The following is a 17,462-nucleotide window of genomic DNA, read 5'->3' as shown; positions in this document are numbered from 1 at the left end:
AGAGTCCTCTCATCTTTCCCCGCATCGCACGGTGCGGCGGGGACGGAATTGGCACCTGCCCCGCGGGTCGCTCAGCGGTGAGCGCGCAGGGTGGTTGCCGGGGCGTCGTCGGGCCGTATCCCTCAGCCCCTCTGGATGAGGTATTCAGTTGTGCCGTCGAGTCTAGGACAACGCTGTCGGTCGCTGCTAGCGCTGATCCCAGGTAGTGGGTCAGCGGGCGCTCACCGCCAGCGGGTCGGTCACCGCGATCGGGTCCGTCACCGCGCTCGGTCGGGGCAGCGACTCGGTCCGGGGCCGGGCCGCGAGGTTCGCGGCGATCAGGGCGGCGATCACGGCACCCACCAGGACGGCGTACGCCAGTTGCGGGGCGACCGCCACGAGGTCGGCGGCGGCCGGCGCGTGCTGCCAGCCGACGGCGTCGGCCCCGACGCTCAGGACGAGCATGGCGGCCGTGCCGGCGAGCGCGGTCAGTGTGGTGAAGCGCAGCGGTGACCACTCGCCGAACCGGCTGGCGCCGTGGGTGTAGATGCCCCAGCCCAGCACCGCGCCGATCATCATGAGCCCGCCGAGGCCGAACTGGCCGAGCCCGGCCAGGCTGCCGCGCGTGATCACCAGACCGACGCCGAGGAGCGCCACCAGGGAGAGGGCCAGCAGCAGCGGCTTCGGGCGTACGCCGTCACGGGCCCAGCGGACCAACTGGGTGATCACCGGAGTGGTGGCCACGAATAGGGAGATCTGCTGCGGGGCGGCGTGTTCGAGCGCCAGGTTGGTGAGCAGGTTGAAGCCCGCGAAGCCGACCACTCCGAGCACCACCACCTCCAGCGCGCGGCCACCGTGCCGGAGCGCGCCGGCACCCTCGCGGAGCAGCAGGATGGCGACCAGGACGACGGCGGCCAGCAGGTAGCGCGCGGTGGTCAGGTTGAGCGGGTCGACCCGGTCGAGCGCGCTGGCCAGGATCGGAAACATCACGCCCCAGCCGAGCACGGCGACCAGTGGGTACGCGGTGGCGCGGGATCGCATCGGCAACTCCAATGTTCGAGTATCGTCGAACCAACGACACCGACCATAGGGCGTCGTTCGATAGTTGTCGAACAAGGGTTACACTGGTCACATGGAGCCGCACGAGCCCGACCTGACCGCCGTACCGGTCACCAACGTGTTGGCCGCACTCGCCGACGACGTGCGGCTACAGATCGTCCGGGCGCTCGCCGAGGGCGGCGAGTCCGCCTGCGGCAGTTTCGACTTCGGCGTCTCCAAGGCGACCCGCAGCCACCACCTCAGGGTGCTGCGCGAGGCGGGCCTGACCCGGACCCGGGCGGCCGGCACCAGCCGACTGGTCCGGCTGCGCCGGGACGAGCTGGACAAGCTCTACCCGGGCCTGCTGGACGCGGTCCTCACCCAGCGCCCGCCGGCCTGACCTCGCCCCCACCCTGGCCCACATCGGCCCGTCCGGCCGCCGCCAGACACGGCGGCGGGGGGCGGGTCGGACCTGCCCCAGGCGCTCGCTTTGGAGCTGAGTCGTCTGCGACATCAGCGAAGAGGTGCGGCCCGACGGGGCACCTCACCCGGCGCGCCGCCGAAGCCGCCTCGTCGAGGCTTCGGCGACGCGTGGTTCGGGTGCGATCAGACGGACACCGCGTCGGGCTCGGCCGCCGAAGCCGGTGCCGAGGGGGTGTGGGTGCGACGCCGGGTGAGCAGCGTGTCGAGTGCCCAGGCGCCCGGGCCGAGAGCCGCGACCAGCAGGAATGCCCAGCAGAAGAGCGCTGCCCGCTCGCCTCCGTTGTGCAGCGGCAGCAGCGCATCCGGCTGGTGCACCACGAAGTAGGCGTACGCCATCGAGCCGGAGGCGAGCAGCGCGGCGGGCCGGGCGAAGAGCCCGACCAGCACCAGTACGCCGCAGACCAACTGGATCAAGGCAGCCCACCAGCCCGGCCAGGTGCCGAGCGGGACCGCCTTGCCAGTCATCGGGTTGCCGCCGAACAACCCGAACACCGAGGACAGGCCGTGCAACGTGAACAGCAGGCCGATCACGATGCGGAACAGGGACAGGGTCGGCCCGCCGAGCCGAGAGACGTTCATGGCACCTCCATCGAGGAGAGTGAATGGGTCTCGTCGATCCTGAGGCATCAAGACATCGAATATCATAATTTCCTTGCTGGTGGGATAATCCCTCGTGAAAACGGTGTGAACGAGGCACCCCCACCCTCCCCCGGTGATGTCGCAGACGATTCAGCTCCAAAGGCGCACCAGGAGAGGTTCCCCACCAGTTCAGGTGGCGGCGCAGGGAGGGCCGGCGAGGCCGGGGCCGGGCGGCGGCGTGCTGCGCAAGTGGGCAAGGATCAACGGATGATCTCCCGCGACATGGCAGCACGGCGACGCATCACCGCGACGGTCGCGACAGCTCTCGCGCTCGGCGGCTGCACTCCCGGCGACCATCGGGGTCAGGGCGGGGACCCGAGCGGGCCGCCCCCCGGGTCGAGGGCGGAAGCAGGCCCGACCGCCAGCAGCGAGCCGCCGGCCGAGTGCCCGGCCCCCGGCGTCCGGATCCGGTCGACCGGCGGGGACGCCGCCATGGGCCTGCGCGCACTCGGCCTGGAACTGGTCAACTGCGGCGAGCACCCCTACCAGCTCAACGGGTACCCGGTGCTGCACGTGTTCGACGAAGCGCGCGAGCCGATCATGCTGCGGGTGGTCAACGGCGCCAAGGAGATCACCTCCGGCTTCGACCAACCACCCCGGCAGGTCACCCTCGCCGCCGGCGAGCGGGCCACCGCCGTGGTGCTCTGGCGCAACCTGGTCACCGACTCGACAGTGGTCGCCACCAACGGCGAGTTCCTGACTGTGGCGCCCGCCGCCGGGCAGCCGGCCGAGGAGGTCGACCCGGACGGGCCGATCGACCTCGGCAACACCGGCCGGATCGGCGTCAGCGCCTGGAAGAAGGCCGACCCGAGCAGCCCACCTACGACGTGATGTCCTTGCGGGTGAAGCGCCAGAACGCCAACCCCCAGAACAGCGTCGCGTAACTGATCGCCGAGATGCAGCCGCGCACCACGTCGTCGGTCTGCACCGGAGTCGACAGCAGGCCCAGCCAGGCGGTGCTGAAGTGGGTGGGCAGGAAGTCGCGCAGCGCGCCCAGGGCGGTGATCTGGTCCAGGATGCTGGACAGGATCCAGAGCAGAACCGCACCACCCACAGCACCCAGCGCGGCGTCCGTGATCACCGACAGCAGGAACGCCAGGCCGGCCACCACCAGCAGTACGACAGCCAGGTAGCCCAGCACGGCCAGCAACCGGAGCAACCCCTCGGTGGGTTCCAACTCGGCGGCGACGGTGCTGCGCAGCGGCGACCAGCCGTAGCGCAGGGTGCCGGCCAGCAACGCGGTGCCGGCCAACAGCAGCAGGGCCAGTCCCGAGTACGCGAGCGCGACCACCAGCTTCACAGTCAACAACCGCGCCCGGGGCACCGGGATCGCCAGCAGGTAGCGCAGGCTGCCCCAGCTCGCCTCGCTGGCCACCGTGTCGCCGCAGAACAGCGCGACGACCACCACCAGCAGGAACGACGCCGAGACGAAGATCGAGAACAGGGTGAAGTTGAGCCCGCCCGAGGTGGCCAGTTCGACCAGGCTGGCGAACTCGTTGCGACCGTTGTCGTCGTCGCCGCCCGAGTCGAACTGGAACGCGATCAGGATGATCAGCGGCAGCAGCACCATGAACCCGAGCGCCAACTGGGTCCGCCGCCGCGACGCCTGCCGGCGGAACTCCGCCACGAACGGCATGGTGGCCGACGGCCGGTAGCCACGGGCCTCACCCGCGTCAGTAACAGCCATCACCGGTCACCGCTTCCCCGAGAGTTCTCGCCCACCAGGGCGAGGAACGCGTCCTCCAGGCGCCGCCGAGGCACCACCCGGTCCACCCCGATGCCGGCGCGCACCAGCTCCGCCACCACCTCACTGCGGGCCGTGCCGTTGGTGTCGACCACCAGTTGGCCGTCGCTCTCCGGCAACACGCGGACCCCGTGCAGCCGGTCCAGCACCGCCCGCGCCGCCACCGGGTCGGTGACGTCGAAGAGCACGCTCGGCGACTCGCCCACGATCTCCTCCACCGGCCCGGACGCGACGATCCGGCCCTTGTTCACCACCACCGCGTGCGTGCACGTCTGCTCCACCTCGGCCAGCAGGTGACTGGAGACCAGCACCGCCCGGCCGTCCGTGGCGTACCGCTGGAGCACCCGGCGCATCTCGGCGATCTGCGGCGGGTCCAGCCCGTCGGTCGGCTCGTCCAACACCAGCAGTTCGGGAAGGCCGAGCATGGCCTGGGCGATGGCGAGCCGCTGACGCATCCCGTGGCTGTAGTTCTTGATCCTCCGGTGCACGGAGTCGCCAAGCCCGGCGATCTCCAGCGCCGCGTCGAACTGTGCGTCCTCCCACGGCCGCCCGGTGGCCCGCCAGTACGCCTTCAGATTGTCCAGACCCGACAGGTGCGGCAGGAAGCCCGGCCCCTCCACCAGCGCCCCGATCCGGGACAGCACCGGCGAGCCGGGCACCAGCCGACGACCGAAGACGTAGATCTCCCCGGCGGTCGGCTGGGTCAGCCCCATCAGCACCCGCAGGGTGGTGGTCTTGCCGGCGCCGTTCGGCCCGAGCAGACCCACTACCTGACCGGGGTGCACCTCGAAGTCCACGTTCGACACCGCGACGAAGCCGTCCGCGTACTCCTTGCGCAGCGCGCGCACGGCCAGCGGGGTGTCCGCGTACTCCGGGTGCACCGACCGGTCCTGGCGGCGGTGCCGGCGGCGAACCAGGGCGACGACCACGACGAGCCCGATCACGATGGCGGCGAGCAGGCCGGCGAGCACCCAGCGCCAGATCGTCGCCGCGGTGGGGATCGGCTCACCGCTGACAGTGGGCAGGCTGACCGCGCCGTCAGCGGCCACCGTGTAGACGGTCGGCGCGGCCGGCGTGGTGTACGCCTGGTCGGAGGTGGCCACCACCAGCCGCAGCCGGTGCCCGGCCTCCACCCGGCGGACGATCCCGGGCAGCGTCACTGTGACCGGGCGGGCGTCCTGCACCTGCTGCGGGAGGCCGGTGAGCCGGATCGGTGCGACCAGGCCGTTCGGCAGGGTGGCCGCGCCGTCCGGGTCGACGTCGTAGAGCTTGACGAAGAGCACCGCCTCGCCGGTCGGCGACGCGGCCCGCAGGGTGACGGTCGGCGCACCGGCCACGTCCACCGCCTCGGTCAGCGGGGTCGACTCGAACTGGGCGTGCTGGCCGGGCACGTCACCGGCCACGCCGTCCAGCAGCGAGGCGAGCCCGCCGGCGAACGGGATCGAGGAGATGGCGGCCGGGTTGCCGTTCGGCGGGTTCGCGATCGGCTGTGCCGGGCCGGCGACAGTCACCTCCCGACGGGCGTTGCCGGTGAGGCCCGGGTAGTCGGCGCGGCGGAAACCGGTGGCGACGAGACCCCGGTCGAGCGCGTCGAAGCCGGCGATCCGCGACCAGGTGAAGTCGTCGCCGGGCGCGTCGCCCTCGCCCTTGACGTAGTGGTCGAGCCATTGGACGGTCAGGAACTTCACCCGGTCGGAGTCCGAGCGGGGCCCGCTGCCACCGTCGTGCCCGCCGGTGAACCAGGCGACCCGTACCGGGGTGCCGGTGGCGGCGATGCCGCGCGCGTTCGCGTCGGCCTCACCGAGCGGGAAGAGGGTGTCCGCCTCGCCCTGCACCAGCAGGGTGGGGGCCTTGATCCGGTCCAGCACACCGGCCGGGCTGGAGCGGCGCAGCAGGTCCACGGCGGCCTGGTCGGCGCGGCCGGTGGTGGCGATCCGGAGGTACGCGGCGCAGACGTCGGCGGCGAACCGACCGCAGGACGGGTCGGCGGCACCGGTCGGGGCGCCACCGGGACCGGTGCCGGGACCGGTGCCGGGGCCGGCGCCCGGCCCGGGGCTGGGCGGGCCGGCCGACGCCGGTGCGCCCTGCGGCTGGGCGGCGGTCGCGCCGGAGAGCCCGGCCGGGCCGGAGCCCACGTTGCCGCCCCCGCCGAAGAAGAGACCGGCCCAGCCCTTCTTGAACACGCCCTCGGTCGGCGCTCCGCCGGTGCTCTCCGGCAGGAACGCGCGGGACAGGTCGTTCCAAGTGATCATGGGCACGATCGCGTCGACCCGACGGTCCTGGGCGGCCAACAGCAACGCCAACCCACCGCCGTACGAGCCGCCGACCACACCGACCTTCGGGTCGCCGGCGGCGTCGGTGCGCACCTCCGGCCGCGCGGCCAGCCAGTCCAGCAGCCGCTCGGCGTCGCGTACCTCGTAGTCCGGGTTGTCCAGGTGGATCTCCCCGCCGCTGCGACCGAACCCCCGCGCGGTCCAGGTGAGCACCGCGTAGCCGCGCCCGGCGAACTCCTCCGCGTCGGAGCGCACCGACTCCTTCGTGCCGCCGAACCCGTGCGCCAGCAGCACCGCCGGCACCTTCCGACCGGACGAGGCGTCATCCGGCAGGTACAGGGTGGTGTCCAGGTTCACCGGCTGGTCACCGGACGGTCCGGAGCGGACGGTGAGCATCGCGCTCTCGGTGCGTACGCCCGGTCCCTGTGGCCACACCGCCCAGGTCACGGCGGCGGCCAACAGCACGACGACCACTGCGGCGGCGGTCGCGCGGCGGCGGGTGGGCAGGGCACGCCGGAACCACGCGGCCGGCGACGGCGATGTCATGCGGCACACGGTACGGCCCACAGCCTGAGCGTTCGCTGAGATCCGCCGTACGTCCGTCCGGTTGCCCCAATCGGTGCGCGATGGGGTGCGAGCGCGCAACGTCCGACGCGGCACAGTGAGTTGAGTTCGGATCCCGTGAATTCCGATCTTCCGCGGATATCCACATCGATCCCTCCATGTCACACCCACAGCGGACACAGAGCGTGCCGGTAACACGGACAAATGGTGACATGGCTCGAAGTGACGCGAACCTGACTCGCCGAGTGAGGTCTGACCAGGCAGGGGTTCGATTAGTTTTCCGGTCCGGTGCACGGGACTTGTCGGCCAGCCCGACGCCGCGCCGATCAGCGCCCCACGCCGGAGGAGACACACATGACAGTCCCCGCGCCGCGGGCCCGTCGACGGCCGTCCACGCTGGGCCGGCTGCTGCCCCTGCTGCTCATCGCAGCACTGCTGGCACCGTTGGGCCTGCTCGTCACGTCGAACTGGCGGCAGGTGACCGACGACCGGGACCTCGCCGCCCGGGAACGGCTCGGCGTGCAGTACCTCACCGCGCTGGCGGCGGTCACCGATGCCCTCGTGGAGGCCCAGTCCAACGCGGTGAACGGTCGCCCTGTCGCCCGGGAGGCGTTGAACGGGGCGGTCGAGAAGGCCGCCGCTGTGGACGCCCGCATCGGCGGGGAGCTGCTCAGCCAGGAACGCTGGGCCGGCGTACGGGCCAAGCTGGAGGCGCTGCGCGGCCGCACCGCCACCGACCCCGAGGCCGCCTACACCGCGTACGGCGAGGTATCCGACCTGCTGCTGGCCCTGCACCGGAAGGTCCGGGAGAGTTCCGGGCTGGTCCGTGACCCCGAGGCCGACTCGTTCTTCCTCCAGGACAGCGCCGGCCAGGAGCTGCCCGAGGCGGTGATCGGCGCCGGTCGGCTGGCCGACCTGTCCACGCTCGTCTCCCGCCGGCCAGCCGCCGAGCAACCGCGCGGCCTGCTCGAGCTGACCGGCCTGCGGGTGTCCGCCCTGACCCCCGCCGCGGACCTCGTCGACAACCTGCGCTCGGCCGTGGACGGTTCGGAGAGCACCGACCTCGGTGCCAACGTGCTGACCCCGCTGGACACCTACCAGCGTTCGGTGGAGGCGCTCGCCGGGTACTCCCTGCCGGACAAGGAGACCGGCGTGGTCGACCCGGGCCAGTTGAGTGCCGCCGCGCTCAGCTCGCACCGCTCCGCCCGCCAACTCCAGCCGGTCATCCTCGGCGAGCTGGACTCCCTGCTGGCCGAGCGCATCGATCGGCTCGACCGGGACCGCTGGCTGACCGCCGGGGCGGGTGTCGTCGCCGTCCTGCTGCTGGGCTGGCTCGCCGCGTTGCTGGTCGCCGCCGGTCGCCGGGCACAACGGCGGGCCGCCCTGGCCGCGACCCACGCGGAGAGTCCCGACACCCCGCCGCAGCGCGACCCGTGGCAACCGCCGGCCGACGAGCCGCGCGCGCTGCAACCGGTCGGCGCGGCCCGTGACCCGGAGACCGCACAGTGGGGGGCGTTCGATGCTGCTCGGTAGGCTCCGGATCCGCGGCAAGCTCGCGCTGCTCGTGGTGATTCCGCTGCTCAGCATGGTCGGCCTGGCCGTGCCGGTGATGCTCGACCGGGTCACCGCGGCACAGCGGGCCGGCGACACCGCCGAACGGGTCCGGCTCGCCAGTCGGGTCGGCAGCCTGGTCCAGGACCTCCAGCAGGAACGCATCCTCTCCGTCGGCTTCCTGCTCGGCCGGGTCGAACGCGGTGAGCTGGTCCGTAAGTCCGCCGACGTGGACGACCGGGTGGCCGACCTGCGGGCGGCGCGGAGCGACGCGCTGACCGACGAGGTCGACAGCGCCCTCGACGGCGTGTCCAGCCTCGTCGAGCTGCGCACGGCCATCCTGGCCCGGGCCGCCAAACCGGGTCAGGTGATGGACGCGTTCGGCCCGGTCAACAAGGGCATCATCGAGTCGCTGCGGCTGGTGGTCGGGGTGGACACCGACACGTTGCCGGGCCGTCAGGTGCTCGCCCTCGACGGGCTGCTCCGCGCCGACGAGGGCCTGGCCACCTGCGCCACCCTGAGCCTGTTGGTCAAGGCGATCGGCACCCCGGACACCACCGCCGGGTACGTGGGGTGCATCGCCGCGCTCATGGTCGACAACTCGCGCTTCCGCAGCCTGATCACGCCCGAGCAGCTCAAGGTGGCCCAGCTCAACGACGCCGCCGTGGCCGCGCGTACCCAACCCGACTTCCTGGTCAGGAGCGCCCGCGATCCGGCGGCCGCGGTCAGCGATGTGACGATCGAGGCGCTCTTCCCGGCCGTCCGCACGATGATCCGGCTCGGTCAGTTCGTCGAGAAGAAGCTGATCGCCGACGTGCTCGCCGAGGTGACGGCCGAGCAGCGGCGCGCGCTGAGCGCCGCGTACCTGGTCGGCGCCGCGGCGGCGTTGATCCTGACGCTGGTGGTGCTGCTCAGCGTGGCGGTGGCGCGGACGGTGGCCCGACCGCTGACCCGACTCACCCGCTCGGCCGACCGGGTCGCCCGGGTCGCCGAGGCGGAGCTGGTCCGGGTCACCGACGACGAGGCGGAGACACCTCAAGCGGTCCGGCTGGAGCCGGTGGACATCCGCGCCAACGACGAGATCGGCGACCTGGCGCGGGCCTTCGACCGGGTGCAGAACACCGCGGCGCAACTCGTCGAGCGGCAGGTCGCCGGCCGACGCAACGTGGCGCAGATGTTCGGCCACGTCGGACGGCGTACCCAGAACCTGGTGGGTCGGCAGATCGCGCTGATCGACCGGCTGGAGCAGCAGGAGGCCGACCCGGGCCGCCTGGAGCACCTGTACCGACTCGACCACATCTCCAGCCGGTTGCGGCGCAACGCCGGCAGCCTCGTGGTGCTCTCCGGCTCGGCCGGGGCCGACGCGCACACCGCGCCGGTGCCGCTGGCCGACGTGGTCCGGTTGGCGCTCGGCGAGATCGAGGACTACACCCGGGTGGAGGTGCAGGTGCCGGCGGGCGTCTCGGCCGCGCCGGCGGTGGTCGGTGACCTCGTCCTGGCGCTGGCCGAGCTGATGGAGAACGCCACCGCCTTCTCCCCGCCGCACACCCGTGTGCTGGTGGCCGCCGAGACGTCGGGCCTCGGCGCACGGCTCACGGTGGTGGACCACGGCATCGGCATGAGCGAGCAACGCCTGGCCGAGGAGAACGCCCGGCTCACCCGCCGGGAACGGCTCGACCTCGCCCCGACCGAGGTGCTCGGTCTCTTCGTGGTGGGCCGGTTGGCCCGTCGGCACGGCTGGCAGGTCGCCCTGGCCGCCACCGGCGGCGGAGGGGTGACCGCACAGCTGGAGATCCCGTCGACGTCGCTGGTGCTGCGCCGCGCCGACCGCGCCGGGGCCACGGTGGCCCGCGCCGCGGTGCCGGATCGGGACCGGCGTACGACGGCGACGCCCAACCCCGAGCGCGAGGCGCGGCCCAGCGCGGTGGCCGTCGCCGTGCCGGCCCGCTTCGACTCGGACCTGCTGAGCCGGGCCACCCTCAGCCTGGACGCCGGCCCGTCCTGGAACGCGTTCGGGCGGGGCCAGCCGGAGCAGGCCGCTCCCGAACCCCAGAGCCCGGAACCGGTGGGCAAGCCGGGCGGGCCACGGGTGCGGCAGCGGGTGCCCGGAGCCACGCTGCACGCCACCGCCCCGACGACCCGGCCGGTGGACGCCACCGGAGCGGACCCCGCCGCCGCCCGCGCGCTGGTCGAGGCATTCCAAGCTGGTGTACGCCGGGCCGAGCTGCACGTGGCGCCGGGCCTCGAAGGCGCTTCGGCGCGGACGGCCGCCGACCCGACGGCCGGTGCCGGGGCGGCCGTGGTGGACTTGGGCACGACCGTCGACCTGCCCAGCACCCCGGGAGGCGCCGGCCCCACGGTGCCGCGTGGTGGTGGCTCGACCGATGCCGCACCGGAGCGGCCCCGGTTGAGTCGACGGGTGCCGGGAGCGAACCTCACCGCCATCCCGGTCTGCCAACCGCCCAGCACCCACCTCGGTGACCCGGCCGAGGTCCGCGACCTCATCAGCGAGTTCGAGGCGGGCGTCGCCCGCGCTCTCCGCGAAGTCAGCCCCGACCACCGGAACGAAGAAGGATCATCACGGTGACCAGCCCCTTCCTGCACGACAATGTCGACCAGAGTCAGCCCAGCGCCAATGGGGACCTCAGCCCGGAGGCCCGTACGTTCAACTGGCTGCTGGACTCCTTCACCTCCAGCACCGCCGGGGTCCTGGAGGCGATCGCGGTCTCCTCGGACGGTCTGCTGATGGCCATGTCGGCGATCAAGGATCGGTCGAACGCGGAGCGGTTGGCCGCAGTCGTGTCCGGGATGACCAGCCTCGCCGGTGGGGCCGCCAGTTGGTACGCCCTCGGCGGCCTGAACCGGGTGATCGTGGACATGGCCGACGGCTACCTGCTGATCAGCGCGATCAGCAGCGGTTCCGTGCTCGGTGTGGTCGCCGACCGTTCGGCGAACCTGGGCACCGTCGCGTACGAGATGACGCTCTTCGCCGGGCGGGCCGGTGGCGCCCTGACCCCGCGACTGATCGTCGAGTTGAAGAACGCCGTTCAGCAGTGACCCCCGACGTCGCCGGCGAGGATCCGGACCCGGACCCGAGGGTTCGGATCCGCCCGTACCTGCGCACGTCACCCCCGACCGGGGCGGGCGCGGCGGCGACACCGGCGCTGCCCGAGCCGGAGCCGGACGGGGACCAACCCACCGGTCCCCGTCCGTTCGTGCTCACCTCCGGGCGGGTCGCGGGTGCCGACCCGGCGATCGGGCTGGAGACCCAGGTGACCGCCCGCATGGACAGCGGCTGGTGGGCCGGCCCACCCGGCGCGCTGCTGGCACCGGAACTTCAGACCATCATCGCGCTCTGCGTCGAGCCGATCTCGGTGGCCGAGATCTCGGCCCGCGCCCGACTGCACTTCGGCGTGACGCGGGTCCTGGTCGGCGATCTACGCGCCGCCGGGCACCTGGACGTGCACGTGACCGACACCGACGACGCTGTCGACCCCGATCTCATCCTGCGAGTGATTGATGGACTCCGTGCGATCTCCTGAATGGCCGGTCGCCCCGCTCGGCGGGGTCGCCGCGAACAGCGCCGCCGCCCGTTACGGCATGTCCCCGGGCACCGGGCCGATAGTCGGGCGGGCCGGCCCACCGCCGACCGCGCCGCCTCCGTACCGGCCCCCGGCCGCCGCGGGGTCGGCGTCGCCTCCGGCCGGTAAGCCGGCCGCCCCGCCGATCCCGGTCAAGATCCTGGTGGCGGGTGGGTTCGGGGTGGGCAAGACCACCACAGTGGGTGCGATCTCCGAGATCGCGCCGCTGACCACCGAGGCCGAGATGACCACCGCCGGGATCGGCGTGGACGACCCGGGTGCCCGGTCCACAAAGACCACCACCACCGTGGCGATGGATTTCGGCTGCGTGACGATCGACCGCAGCCTGAAGCTCTACCTGTTCGGCACGCCGGGGCAGACCCGGTTCGGCTTCATGTGGGACGACCTGGCCCGGGGAGCGCTCGGCGCGCTGGTGGTGGTGGACAGCGCCCGGCTGGACGACTGTTTCCCGGCCATCGACTTCTTCGAGCGGGCCGGGCTGCCGTTCGTCGTCGGGGTCAACGCCTTCGACGGGCGACTGGCCCTGGAACTCGGCGAGATCCGTTGGGCGCTGGCCATCGGTGATCATGTACCCCTGGTGCAGTTCGATGCCCGCGACCGGCTCTCGGTGCGGGACGCACTACTGGTCGTCCTGGACCGCGCGCTGGACCGCGCTACCCGAGACAGGAGGGCCTGAGCCGACCAGCTCCGGCCGTGGCGGGAAGAGGTGATCTGGTGAGGGGCGACCTGGACGAGACGCTGGCCCGGCTGGCCCGACGTGTGGAGGCGTCGCGCCGTCGGGCCGCCGACCGTGACGACACCACCGCGCCGTCGAGCCCGCCCGGCCTCGGCGGTGACACCCGCAACGCCCGGTCGGGCCGGCACGCGGGGGTGGAGACTGCGAGCGAGGTGGCCGGATGGGGGCCGGTCGAGGAGGTGGCCGAGGCGGTCCGCCAGGTCGTCGGGGCCTACCCCGGGCTGGCGGTGACAGTGCAGGTGGAGCACGCCGGGCGGACGTACCCGATGCGGGTCTCCTGGGACGGTCCTGCCGTCACGGTCGGGCCGGTTCCGCCGCCGACACCTGTGGAACCCCCGCCGGCCTGGCCGCTCTCCGGCCGGACGGTGCCCGCCTGGGCACCCGGTCCGGACGGGTTGACGCCGGACCCGGCGGCCCGGTTGGCCGAGCTGATCCGAAGCGACCCGACGCTGTTGGACGAACTGGATCCGCGGCGCTGACCGGCGGGGCTGGCTACCGGCGGCTACGGTCGGGCAGTGGCGCAACCCGACCTGACCTTGACGGCGAGCCTACGGCCGGCGGCGCTGGACGCCCGACGGGGCATCGTGCGCCTGCACCCGGAGGCGCTGACAGCGCTGGGGCTGCGCCCCGGTGACCCGGTCCGCCTTGTCGGCCGCCGGGAGACGGCCGGGATCGCGGCGGCGGCCGGGCCGGGCGCGACCAGCGCCCTGCTGTACGCCGACGACCTGACGTTGGGCAACCTGGGTCTGCGCGACGGCGGTCAGGTGCGGGTGAGCCCGGTGCCGTTGGTCCCCGCGAGCCGGGTCGTCCTGGCCGGGCCGGTGGGGGTCGTCGCGGCGGTCAGCCCGGAGATGCTCCGGCTCGCCCTGCTGGGCAAGGTGCTCACCGCGGGGGACGACGTGTCGCTGCTGCCGCAGGACGTGCTGCCGGACGCCTCGGTCCGCAGCCTGGTCGAGGCGGCGCGACGCAGCCTCGCCAACACCGTCGGTTTCGCCTGGACCAGCACGCTGCTCAGCGTGGTCACTGTCGAGCCGGCGGCCGGCGCACTGGTCACCATGGGCACGTCGGTCGCCTGGGAGCACGGTGCGACGACCCACGGTGGGCCCGCCCCGGTCGGCGCCGCGTCGACCCGGCCGGGTACGAGCGCCGACGCCGTTGCGGCGGAGGACGCGCCCGACGTGGACGAGCTGCCCGGGTTGCGGGCCCAGGCCGAGGAGCTGACCGAGCTGCTGGACCTCGGCTTCCACCACCGGGAGGTGCTGGGTCGACTGGGCACCACCATCTCGTTGGGGGTGTTGCTCGTCGGTCCGGCGGGCTCCGGGAAGTCGGCGCTGGTCCGGGCCGTGGCCGCCCGGGTCGGTGCCCGCGTTCACCCGCTCTGGGCGCCGGAGGTGGCCGCGTTGGCCGGTCAGGCCGCCGCCGAGCGGTTGCGCGTCGCGGCATCGGCGGCACGGGCCGAAGGGCCGGCGGTACTGCTGGTCACCGACGTCGAGGCGCTCGCACCCGCTGACGATCCCGGTCCGGTGGCGACGGTGTTCCGTCAGGTGCTCGCGGAGAGCATCCGCGCGGGCGTCGCAGTGGTCTGCACCACCGGCCGACCGGAGGCGGTCGACCCCGCACTGCGCGCGCCCGACCTGCTGTCGCTGCGGATCAGCGTTCCGCTCCCGGATCAGGCGCTGCGCCGCGAACAGCTCACGGTGCTGACCCGGCAGGTGCCGCTGGCCGACGACGTCCGGCTGGACGAGGTGGCCGCGCGCACCCCGGGGTTCGTCGCTGCGGACCTGGCCGCACTGGTCCGGGAGGCCGGGGTACGCGCGGCGCTGCGGCAGAAGTCCGCCGAGACGCCGACGGTGTCGATGGCCGACTTCACCGCCGCCCGGGAGGTGGTCCGGCCCACCACGATGGCGGCGTCCACGCTGGATCTGGCCTCGGTGACCCTGGACGACGTGGGTGGCCTGGACGAGGTCAAGCAGACGCTGACCGAGTCGGTGCTGTGGCCGCTGACCTACCCGGACACCTTCGCCCGGCTCGGCGTGCAGCCACCGCGCGGCGTGCTGCTCTACGGGCCGCCGGGCTGCGGCAAGACCTACCTGGTCACCGCGCTGGCCGGGTCGGGGCGGGCCAACGTGCTGTCGGTCAAGGGGGCTGAACTGCTCTCCAAGTGGGTCGGTGAGAGCGAACGCGCGGTCCGCGAGCTGTTCCGTCGGGCCCGGGAGGCGGCCCCCACGCTGATCTTCCTGGACGAGGTGGACGCGCTGGCGCCGGTACGCGGCCAGGCCACCGACGGGGGCACCACGGACCGGGTGGTCGCCGCCCTGCTCACCGAGTTGGACGGGGTGGAGACGCTGCGCAACGTGGTGGTGGTCGGTGCGACGAACCGGCCGGACCTGGTCGACCCGGCGCTCCTGCGGCCGGGCCGGTTGGAGCGGCTGGTCTACGTGCCGCCGCCGGACGGGCCCGCCCGCGCGGAGATCCTGCGGGCGGCGTCCCGGCAGGTGCCGCTGGCACCTGACGTCGACCTGCCGGCTCTCGGTGACGAGCTGACCGGCTTCTCCGCCGCGGACTGCGCGGCGCTGATCCGCGAGGCGGCGCTGGCCGCGATGCGGGAGTCACTCGCCGCCGCCACTGTCACCGCCGAGCACGTGTCGACCGCACGGGCCCGGGTACGACCGTCGCTGGATCCGGCCCAGGTCGCCGGCCTGGCCGCGTACGCCGCCAACCGGGAGTGAGCCCTTTAGAACGCGGGCGGCGTCGAATCGAGGCAGATCTCGGCGCGTACCTTGCCGTCGTCCTCGCGCAGTTTCGCGCCGCACTTCCGCAGGACCGCGACCGCGCCGATGTTGTCCGGGGTCGTCTCGGCCACCACGGCCCGCATGCCCGCCCGAGCGGCGGCGTTCAGCAGCTCCCGCAGGGCCGCCGCGCCGATTCCCTGCCCGCGCGCCGACCGGCCGAGCCACATCCCGGTCTCCACAGTGCGCGGCTCGTCACAGCGCGTCATCCGGACCATGCCCATCACCTCGCCGCCGACGAGGATGGCGTACATCTGCGAACCGGTCGGGCCGTCCAGCCCGCCGAAGCTTGCCCGGTGGAATTCGCGGAACGCCTCGCGACGGGCGAGCGACCAGCCGGCGGGTGCCTCGACCGGGGGCATCACGTCACCCGGCTCCGCCTCCGCAGCCGCTACGGAGAGCAACGGCTCCAGGTTCCGTTCGTCCACCGGCTCCAACCGGACCGCACCCGCCACGTGCCGCAGTCTGCCGCCCTCATCGGCCGAAGTCCACCCCATTGGCCATCCACTGGCGGTCCGGACAGCGGTACCGGCCGGTCGGGCGGCCCGGATGTTCCACATCACGCTCTGTTGTCACCCGACCGGGTGTCAGGGGACCAAAACGCCTACCCGAACTCGCAGAACACCACCGAGGCGTCGTCGGTGGACTTGTGTCGGCGCAATCGGTCGGGGTGGTCGCGCTCGGCGTCCCGCACCCGGTCGATCAACGCGCCCGGACCGTCGACGCTCAGTAGATCGAGCAGACCGGCCCAGTCGGTCAGCGCGAACTGCTCCACCGCGCTGGACGCGCCGTCACTGAGCAGCGCCGCCCGCCGTAACGCCCCCGGACCGCGCCGGGGCGCGGTCCCGGTGACCGCGTGGAAGGCCGCGTCCGGGTCGGAGGCCGCCACCCAGTAGCCGTGGGTGCGGTTCATCCGCTCCCGCTGGACGCTCACGGCGTGCCGGAACCGGGTGACCGGGTCCGCCGCGCCGCCCGGCACGACGGCCACCGTCTCCCGCAGCTCCGCCATCGCCGCGTCCAGCCGGTTGTCGGTGACCACGCTGACCTGCCCACCGACGTCGAGGACCAGCGGGCTGTCGCAGAGCACCAGATAGTCCACCTGGTCGCCGCAGTCCCGCAGTAGGCAGACAGTGCTGGACGGGGTGCCCGGATGGTCGAGGTCGCACTGCCCGCCGTGGTCGGCGCGTACCGCGAGGATGGCCGCGGCCAGGTTGCTGGTCAGCCGGGCGGCCGGGCGTACCGCCTCGGCGACGCCGATCCGGGCCGCCAGGTGCCGGACGTACCACTCGGGCCCGTGCACGCAGCCGGTGTCGAAGCCGTCCGGCACCGTCGCGCCGTCCAGGACACCGACCAACGGGCCGAACCGGAAGACCAGGTCCTCGTTGACCGGCCGGCCCGGGGCCGGCGCGGACGCGGAGCGCACCCGCATCACCGGCACCGGCCCCGGCACACCGGTCGGGTCAGCGCTGTCGAAGTTCGTCGACGGCCGCATGCGTCTCTCCCTGCACCTGACCGGCAGCCGAACGGCCCTGGTCGCGTACCGCGGACACGCCCTGCTGGGCGTTGGACCGGACCGACTGCGCCGCCTGCTGCGCAGGCTCCCGCAGGTTGTCCTGCATCTGGTGGCCAACCTGGCTCGCCTGCTCGCGCAGCTCACCAGAGTGCTCACTCACCATGCTCCGCGCGCGTCCGGCGAGTTGCCGTTCACGTGCGCTCGGCGGGATCAGAGAGGCGGCCAACAGGCCGACTCCGAAGGCGACCAGGCCGGCGGCCATCGGGTTGCCCTGAGCCTGCTCGCGGGAGTGCTGCCCGAGCGAACGAGTTTCGTCGCGTACCGAACCGGCCGCGTGCGACATCCGTTGGCCAGCCTCCTGCCCCAGGTGGTTCGAGCTGCCCATCATCTTCTCCTTCGCTCGGGTGAACGCCCCGCGGGCCTGCCCGACGCGGTCACCGGCGATCCGACGCGGGTTGACCTTGTCGGTCAGCGCGTCGACGTCACTGCTCAACTCGTTGCGGGTGGTCTCGATCTCCCGCCGGATCCGATCCGGATCACTGGACATGACC

16 protein-coding genes and 1 riboswitch are annotated in these 17,462 nt (G+C 73.1%); of the genes, 9 read left to right on the top strand and 7 right to left on the bottom strand.

Translation table 11 applies throughout. The features are described 5' to 3' along the window. Positions 1-6: 6 nt before the first annotated feature. Positions 7-142, bottom strand: a riboswitch (SAM riboswitch). A gap of 68 nt (positions 143-210) precedes the next feature. Next, complete coding sequence (locus ABZ794_RS15325) at positions 211-1,020, bottom strand: DMT family transporter (protein WP_210780905.1); 810 nt, start codon at positions 1,018-1,020, stop codon at positions 211-213. A 91-nt stretch (positions 1,021-1,111) separates the two neighbouring features. Between ABZ794_RS15325 and ABZ794_RS15320 the strand changes: the two genes are divergently transcribed. Further along, a complete protein-coding gene (locus ABZ794_RS15320; protein WP_210780904.1) occupies positions 1,112-1,417 on the top strand; it encodes a metalloregulator ArsR/SmtB family transcription factor in 306 nt (101 codons plus the stop codon). Between the two features lie 206 nt (positions 1,418-1,623). Here ABZ794_RS15320 and ABZ794_RS15315 read toward each other — a convergent pair whose 3' ends face one another. Next, entirely contained in the window at positions 1,624-2,079 is a 456-nt protein-coding gene (locus ABZ794_RS15315; protein ID WP_238689018.1) for a DoxX family protein, read from the bottom strand. 267 nt (positions 2,080-2,346) lie between these two features. On the opposite strand from ABZ794_RS15315, the gene ABZ794_RS15310 reads away from it, so the two are divergent. Next, positions 2,347-2,970 carry a DUF4232 domain-containing protein gene (locus ABZ794_RS15310; protein WP_238689017.1) on the top strand — a complete coding sequence of 208 codons (624 nt, stop codon included), beginning with the start codon at positions 2,347-2,349 and terminating at the stop codon, positions 2,968-2,970. Here ABZ794_RS15310 and ABZ794_RS15305 read toward each other — a convergent pair. Both ABZ794_RS15305 and ABZ794_RS15300 read right to left on the bottom strand, forming a co-directional pair. Continuing rightward, a complete protein-coding gene (locus ABZ794_RS15305) occupies positions 2,960-3,826 on the bottom strand; it encodes an ABC transporter permease subunit (protein WP_210780901.1) in 867 nt (288 codons plus the stop codon). The genes ABZ794_RS15310 and ABZ794_RS15305 overlap by 11 nt on opposite strands. After that, positions 3,826-6,702, bottom strand: a complete 2,877-nt coding sequence (locus ABZ794_RS15300) for an alpha/beta fold hydrolase (RefSeq protein ID WP_357515972.1) — start codon at positions 6,700-6,702, stop codon at positions 3,826-3,828. Before ABZ794_RS15300 ends, ABZ794_RS15305 begins: the two co-directional genes overlap by 1 nt. Positions 6,703-7,074: 372 nt before the next feature. Between ABZ794_RS15300 and ABZ794_RS15295 the strand changes: the two genes are divergently transcribed. The 7 genes from ABZ794_RS15295 to ABZ794_RS15265 are packed head-to-tail and all read left to right on the top strand — an operon-like array spanning position 7,075 to position 15,338. Continuing rightward, entirely contained in the window at positions 7,075-8,253 is a 1,179-nt protein-coding gene (locus tag ABZ794_RS15295; protein WP_210780899.1) for a hypothetical protein, read from the top strand. Further along, on the top strand, positions 8,240-10,858 hold the full coding sequence (locus ABZ794_RS15290; protein WP_210780898.1) for a nitrate- and nitrite sensing domain-containing protein: 2,619 nt from the start codon (positions 8,240-8,242) through the stop codon (positions 10,856-10,858). The genes ABZ794_RS15295 and ABZ794_RS15290 overlap by 14 nt, the downstream gene beginning before the upstream one ends. Further along, positions 10,855-11,328 (top strand): roadblock/LC7 domain-containing protein, encoded by a 474-nt coding sequence (locus ABZ794_RS15285; protein WP_091402960.1) that lies wholly within the window; start codon positions 10,855-10,857, stop codon positions 11,326-11,328. Before ABZ794_RS15290 ends, ABZ794_RS15285 begins: the two co-directional genes overlap by 4 nt. Then, positions 11,325-11,813 carry a DUF742 domain-containing protein gene (locus tag ABZ794_RS15280; protein ID WP_210780897.1) on the top strand — a complete coding sequence of 163 codons (489 nt, stop codon included), beginning with the start codon at positions 11,325-11,327 and terminating at the stop codon, positions 11,811-11,813. Before ABZ794_RS15285 ends, ABZ794_RS15280 begins: the two co-directional genes overlap by 4 nt. Further along, positions 11,791-12,549, top strand: coding sequence for an ATP/GTP-binding protein (locus ABZ794_RS15275; protein WP_210780896.1), 759 nt, complete (start codon positions 11,791-11,793; stop codon positions 12,547-12,549). The genes ABZ794_RS15280 and ABZ794_RS15275 overlap by 23 nt, the downstream gene beginning before the upstream one ends. A 38-nt stretch (positions 12,550-12,587) precedes the next feature. Then, a complete protein-coding gene (locus tag ABZ794_RS15270) occupies positions 12,588-13,088 on the top strand; it encodes a hypothetical protein (protein WP_210780895.1) in 501 nt (166 codons plus the stop codon). Positions 13,089-13,124: 36 nt separating this feature from the next. Then, entirely contained in the window at positions 13,125-15,338 is a 2,214-nt protein-coding gene (locus ABZ794_RS15265; RefSeq protein ID WP_357515968.1) for an AAA family ATPase, read from the top strand. Positions 15,339-15,343: 5 nt separating this feature from the next. Here the strand turns inward: ABZ794_RS15265 and ABZ794_RS15260 are convergent, their stop codons facing one another. The 3 genes from ABZ794_RS15260 to ABZ794_RS15250 all read right to left on the bottom strand — a co-directional run bounded on the left by ABZ794_RS15260 (position 15,344) and on the right by ABZ794_RS15250 (position 17,458). Continuing rightward, positions 15,344-15,853 (bottom strand): GNAT family N-acetyltransferase, encoded by a 510-nt coding sequence (locus tag ABZ794_RS15260; RefSeq protein WP_210780893.1) that lies wholly within the window; start codon positions 15,851-15,853, stop codon positions 15,344-15,346. A 149-nt stretch (positions 15,854-16,002) separates the two neighbouring features. Further along, the gene (locus tag ABZ794_RS15255) at positions 16,003-16,890 is read right to left on the bottom strand and encodes a hypothetical protein (RefSeq protein ID WP_238689010.1); all 888 of its coding nucleotides are present in this window, start codon (positions 16,888-16,890) and stop codon (positions 16,003-16,005) included. Then, positions 16,859-17,458 carry a DUF3618 domain-containing protein gene (locus ABZ794_RS15250; RefSeq protein ID WP_210780891.1) on the bottom strand — a complete coding sequence of 200 codons (600 nt, stop codon included), beginning with the start codon at positions 17,456-17,458 and terminating at the stop codon, positions 16,859-16,861. Before ABZ794_RS15250 ends, ABZ794_RS15255 begins: the two co-directional genes overlap by 32 nt. Positions 17,459-17,462: the final 4 nt, after the last annotated feature.

The organism is Micromonospora sp. NPDC047187, from assembly GCF_040643355.1.
GTDB classification, from domain to species: domain Bacteria; phylum Actinomycetota; class Actinomycetes; order Mycobacteriales; family Micromonosporaceae; genus Micromonospora; species Micromonospora salmantinae.
The sequence above is the reverse complement of the archived record's forward strand: the minus strand, read 5'-3'. Positions and strand labels throughout refer to the sequence as shown.

Coding starts and splice junctions, on each gene's coding strand:
- ABZ794_RS15325 (WP_210780905.1), bottom strand. CDS start 1,020: ATGCGATCCCGCGCCACCGCGTACCCACTGGTCGCCGTGCTCGGCTGG.
- ABZ794_RS15320 (WP_210780904.1), top strand. CDS start 1,112: ATGGAGCCGCACGAGCCCGACCTGACCGCCGTACCGGTCACCAACGTG.
- ABZ794_RS15315 (WP_238689018.1), bottom strand. CDS start 2,079: ATGAACGTCTCTCGGCTCGGCGGGCCGACCCTGTCCCTGTTCCGCATC.
- ABZ794_RS15310 (WP_238689017.1), top strand. CDS start 2,347: ATGATCTCCCGCGACATGGCAGCACGGCGACGCATCACCGCGACGGTC.
- ABZ794_RS15305 (WP_210780901.1), bottom strand. CDS start 3,826: ATGGCTGTTACTGACGCGGGTGAGGCCCGTGGCTACCGGCCGTCGGCC.
- ABZ794_RS15300 (WP_357515972.1), bottom strand. CDS start 6,702: ATGACATCGCCGTCGCCGGCCGCGTGGTTCCGGCGTGCCCTGCCCACC.
- ABZ794_RS15295 (WP_210780899.1), top strand. CDS start 7,075: ATGACAGTCCCCGCGCCGCGGGCCCGTCGACGGCCGTCCACGCTGGGC.
- ABZ794_RS15290 (WP_210780898.1), top strand. CDS start 8,240: ATGCTGCTCGGTAGGCTCCGGATCCGCGGCAAGCTCGCGCTGCTCGTG.
- ABZ794_RS15275 (WP_210780896.1), top strand. CDS start 11,791: ATGGACTCCGTGCGATCTCCTGAATGGCCGGTCGCCCCGCTCGGCGGG.
- ABZ794_RS15255 (WP_238689010.1), bottom strand. CDS start 16,890: ATGCGGCCGTCGACGAACTTCGACAGCGCTGACCCGACCGGTGTGCCG.
- ABZ794_RS15250 (WP_210780891.1), bottom strand. CDS start 17,458: ATGTCCAGTGATCCGGATCGGATCCGGCGGGAGATCGAGACCACCCGC.